Origin of the sequence: Tamaricihabitans halophyticus, assembly GCF_004340875.1 — a bacterium.
Taxonomy (GTDB): Bacteria; Actinomycetota; Actinomycetes; order Mycobacteriales; family Pseudonocardiaceae; genus Tamaricihabitans; species Tamaricihabitans halophyticus.
On sequence record NZ_SLXQ01000040.1, the window covers coordinates 1 to 4,032 of the forward strand.

Sequence of the window (4,032 nt, forward strand, 5' to 3'; positions counted from 1 at the left end):
GTCGGCGAAGGCACCGTCGAGGTCCATGGCGAGCACGGTGTTCTCGGCGACAAGCCGACCGAGTTGGTCCTGGGGCGCAGAGGTAGCGGTCATGGTTTGGTGGTGTTCCTTTCGATGCGTTGGGGTCATGTCGGCGGGTGGTTAGCGGGAGCGTTTGAGGGTGCTTTTGGCGTCGTTGAGGTAGAGCTGTCCCATGTGGAAATCCGTGCGGGCCTCGGTGGCGGCTTTGTGGTGTCGGGGGTCGTTGGGCCAGTGGTTGACCGCGCTCTTCTGGTGGAGGCGCGCGCTCCGGAGGTATGAGAGGGCGGTGACGGCGAGCATCCGCGTCTCCTTGTGCCGGAGTTTGCGGGCGCGGCTTTCGAGTCGTTTGGTGGTGGTGAGGGCGCGTTTGATGTCGTTGAGGACGCGCATGGGGTGCTCGGTCATGGCTGGTGGTTGTCCTTTCGGTGTGCTGGGTGGGTGTGGTTGTGCGGGGTGGTTAGTGGCCGCGTTTGAGGGTGACTTTGGCGTGATGAAGGTGGGACTGTCCTAGGTAGAACTGCCCGCGGGCGCGGTCGGTGTATTTGTGGTGTTTGGGGTCGCTGGGCCGCAGGCCGACCGCGGTCCGTTGGTACAGCTGCGCGCTTTCGAGGTGTGAGCGGGCGGTGGAGGCGAGCAGCCGCGCTTTCTCGTTGCGGAGTTTGCGGGCGCGACTTTCGAGTCGTTTGGTGGTGGTGAGGGCGCGTTTGATGTCGTTGAGGACGCGCTCGGGGTGCTCGGTCATGGCTGGTGGTGTCCTTTCGGTGTGCTGGGTGGTTGTGGTGGGGTGGTGTTAGAGGTGGACGCCGCGTTGGGCGAGCCACGGTTGGGGATCGACGCGGGCGTTGCGGTCCCCGCCGGGCCAGACTTCGAGGTGTAGGTGGGGGCCGGTGGATTGGCCTTCGTTGCCGACTTCGGCGATGCGTTCGCCGGTGGTGACGCGTTGACCAGCGCGGACGTGGTAGACGGCCATGTGTCCGTAGACGGTGACCGTGTTGTCGGGGTGTTGGATGCGGACCCAGTTGCCGAAGCCGCTGGCGGGGCCGGCTTCGATGACGGTGCCGCTGGTCACCGCCCGGATGGGGGTGCCCAGGGGCGCGGCGAGGTCGATACCGCCGTGGGTGCTGCCCCAGCGGGGCCCGTATCCGGAGGTGAAGGTGGCCCCGTCGACGGGGGTGACGTGGCCGGTTTCGGCCATGCTGGGTTCGCTGCGGTGGTGTGCCCACACGAGGACCCCGACCAGCGCGGCGGCGACCACAAGTTTGGTCTTGAGCGACATGTCGAACCCTCCACAATGTGACGCTGAGTGACGGTTTTGGGTAGGGAGTGCCGAGGGAACGGGGTAGGGCATCGCGGGGTGGGGAGGGAGAATTCCCTGACCGCTGCCCTGGGGCCGTTCCCTAGGGTTGTGCTGCGGTGATTGGTGGTGAAGGGAGTCAGGGAACGCAGGGAATCGAGTCGGGAAACCCTGGGTTCCGGGGCGGTTTTTGGGTGGTCTAGTCGGTGGTGTGTTCGCGGTGCGCGAGGGCAGCGCGAACACGCTCGGTGTATACGGTGGGGATGCCGTCGCGTCTGGTCACGCTCACGCCGTGCTCGTCAAGTTGCTCGGCGAGCGTGGTGCCGTTGAGCCGCTGGTAGGGCGGGTAGTGCGCGGCGTGCTTCCGCAGGCGGGACACGACATCGGTGGTGCGTATGTGGTCGTCGCTGCCGAGCACGGTGTGTACGTCGGCGAGGAGGTCTCGCTGCTCGTCGGGTTCGGTGGCTGGTCGCTCGGCGCGTCGCTGTTCGGCGCGTTCGGCCAACGCGGTGGCCTCGCTGCCGCCGATGTAGTGGGTACGCACGATCTCGGAGGTTTTCCCGGGGGGACAGGTCACTCCGGGGCCGGTTACGACCAGGGTGCCTTTGTGTTCTTGTTTGAGTTCGTGGGGCGCGGCGCCTTCGTTGACCGCGTTTTCGCCGAGGCCCATGCGGGCCTGGGATTCGGTGCCGACGTGCAGCGATGCGCGGATGTGGGCGCCTTCGCGCACCATCTTGGGCAAGTTCTGGTCAGTCGGGTCCTGGGTGCCTTGCCAGAGCACGACGTTGACCGCGCGGCCCTGGTTGTGGATTTTGCGGGCGGCCGCGAAGTAGCGGCTGGTGGTTTTCTGGCCGCCGTAGGGGCGTTTGTGCTCGTCGAGCGCGGGGCACATGAACGCGACCTGCGCCTCATCGACAATCACGAACAGCGGTTCGTAGCCAGGTAGGCCGGCGGGCACGCCGTTCGGGTACTTCGCCTTGTCGAAGCCCTGCAAGCGACGATCCATTTCCTCTACCGCGTCTTCGAGCATCTCGGTTGCGGCGATCACGTGCGCATCGGTCGGACCTTCGATGAGCACATCAGCGATGTTCTTGAACATGTGCCAGTCGCCCAGGCCTTTGAGGTCGGCGATCCGAAACCGGGTAGTGGGGTCGAAGGCCGCCCACAGGACCAGTGCCCGCAGCGCGGCGGTTTTGCCCATGTTGGACTTGCCGGTGATCAGCAGGTGCATCTGCCACAGGAACAACTCGACCGGATCGTTGCGTAGGTTCCGGCCCCACGGGGCGCGTCCACTATGCACAGACGCGTGGGCTTCACCATCGACGACCAGTGGGGACGCGTCGATCGGCTCGTCCAGCGCGCCCGCGTCGGCGATCCACAACCGCACGGTGCGCGCCGCTGAGGAGGTGTCGATGAACACCTCGTGCTCGTGTCGATCCAGGTTTTCCGCCAACTGGCGCCGTTTGGCCTTGACCTCTTCGGTGTTCGTGCCGCGCGGCAGCTCCACATCGACCTCGACACCGGTCCCGGCGAGCACGATCGGCGAGAGCATCCCGGCCCCACCATCGGCCATCGCCTCGATTGCCTTCCGCAGCCGCGCGTTGCCCAGGTGTTTCAACGCGTCGACCACCTTGGACGGGGTGACCGGCTCGGACTCGCGCACCCGGTCCTCGGCACGCCGACCAGGGCCGGCCCAGGTGGCATCCGTGGTCGCCTGGGGTTGGTGGCCCTGCCGATACAGATACACCAGGCCCAGCGTGGTCGCGCCCAGCACAACGAAGATGCCGTAGGCGGTGGCGAACCACCAGGCCCACCGGATCGCCTCCAACACCCCCGCGATCGGCGCCACCACCTGACCAATGTCGCCATCACCGATGGCGAGAATGATCCCTAGCGCTAGCAGCAGCGCGACGATGGAGGCGATGCCCACCGCGAGCGCGCCCACCAGTTTGAGGGGGCTGGCAAGCCACTCCATGGCGCGTGCGTGACGTCGCTGTTTCTCGGCGACCGCGCGCGCCTCCCACTCCAATAGGCGTTCGTGGTCTCCCTCGACCTCAGCGGCCTGCATCATCCGCTCATAGCGCGCGGCACTGTGGTTATCGCGATACCGCGCCCACACCACCCCCACACCGCGCGCCACATCACGCACCACCCCACCCGCGCCGCGCGCCGCATTGCCCACCACCGGGCCGGCGCGGTGCGCGACCACGACCGCGCCGTGCGCCATGCGTTCGCGCGTCTGCTCGGGCACCAGCCGGCGCGTGTTGAACGCTTCGCGCGCGGGGGCCAACTCGACCTCCGTGCCCGCGTCCGGCGCGCTCGGCGCGCTGGTGTCCGGGCTGGCGGTGGTGGGGTTGTCGGTGCGGGTGGCCGGCAGGTAGACGACCGTCGCGTCCTCGGGCTGGTGCGCGCCGGTCATATCCGGGGGCGCACCGTCGTGGCGTGTCATGCCGCTACCTCCCTTCCTTCCGGCGTGTGCGCGTCCTGCTGGGTGTTCTCCACGGGTGTGCTCGGTTCGGCGCGCGCACTCTTCGGCGCGCTCCCGGCCGATGGCGCGCCCGGCGCGCTCGCGTCGGGCGCATTGGTGGTGGGCGCGCTGGTGGTGGTTTCGGCGCGCCAGGAGGCGAGCCACTTGCGCGCGGTGCCGGGGTGCGCGCCACTGACCTCGGCGAGGCGCGCCCCGGTGAGCGCGTCCGCGCGTCCTTCGGCGTGCGCCC

5 protein-coding genes are annotated in these 4,032 nt (G+C 68.0%); all 5 read right to left on the reverse strand.

Translation table 11 applies throughout. From position 1 onward, the window contains the following. Nucleotides 1-141: 141 nt before the first annotated feature. Nucleotides 142-426, reverse strand: a complete 285-nt coding sequence (locus tag EV191_RS29915; RefSeq protein WP_132881485.1) for a hypothetical protein — start codon at nt 424-426, stop codon at nt 142-144. 52 nt (nt 427-478) lie between these two features. After that, nucleotides 479-763 carry a hypothetical protein gene (locus EV191_RS29920; RefSeq protein ID WP_132881487.1) on the reverse strand — a complete coding sequence of 95 codons (285 nt, stop codon included), beginning with the start codon at nt 761-763 and terminating at the stop codon, nt 479-481. Between the two features lie 48 nt (nt 764-811). Further along, nucleotides 812-1,297 (reverse strand): M23 family metallopeptidase, encoded by a 486-nt coding sequence (locus EV191_RS29925; RefSeq protein ID WP_341539646.1) that lies wholly within the window; start codon nt 1,295-1,297, stop codon nt 812-814. 217 nt (nt 1,298-1,514) lie between these two features. Then, on the reverse strand, nt 1,515-3,764 hold the full coding sequence (locus EV191_RS29930) for an FtsK/SpoIIIE domain-containing protein (protein ID WP_243659346.1): 2,250 nt from the start codon (nt 3,762-3,764) through the stop codon (nt 1,515-1,517). Continuing rightward, on the reverse strand, nt 3,761-4,032 hold a 272-nt coding region (locus EV191_RS30285), incomplete at its 5' end, for a hypothetical protein (protein ID WP_207894902.1). The genes EV191_RS29930 and EV191_RS30285, both read right to left, overlap by 4 nt.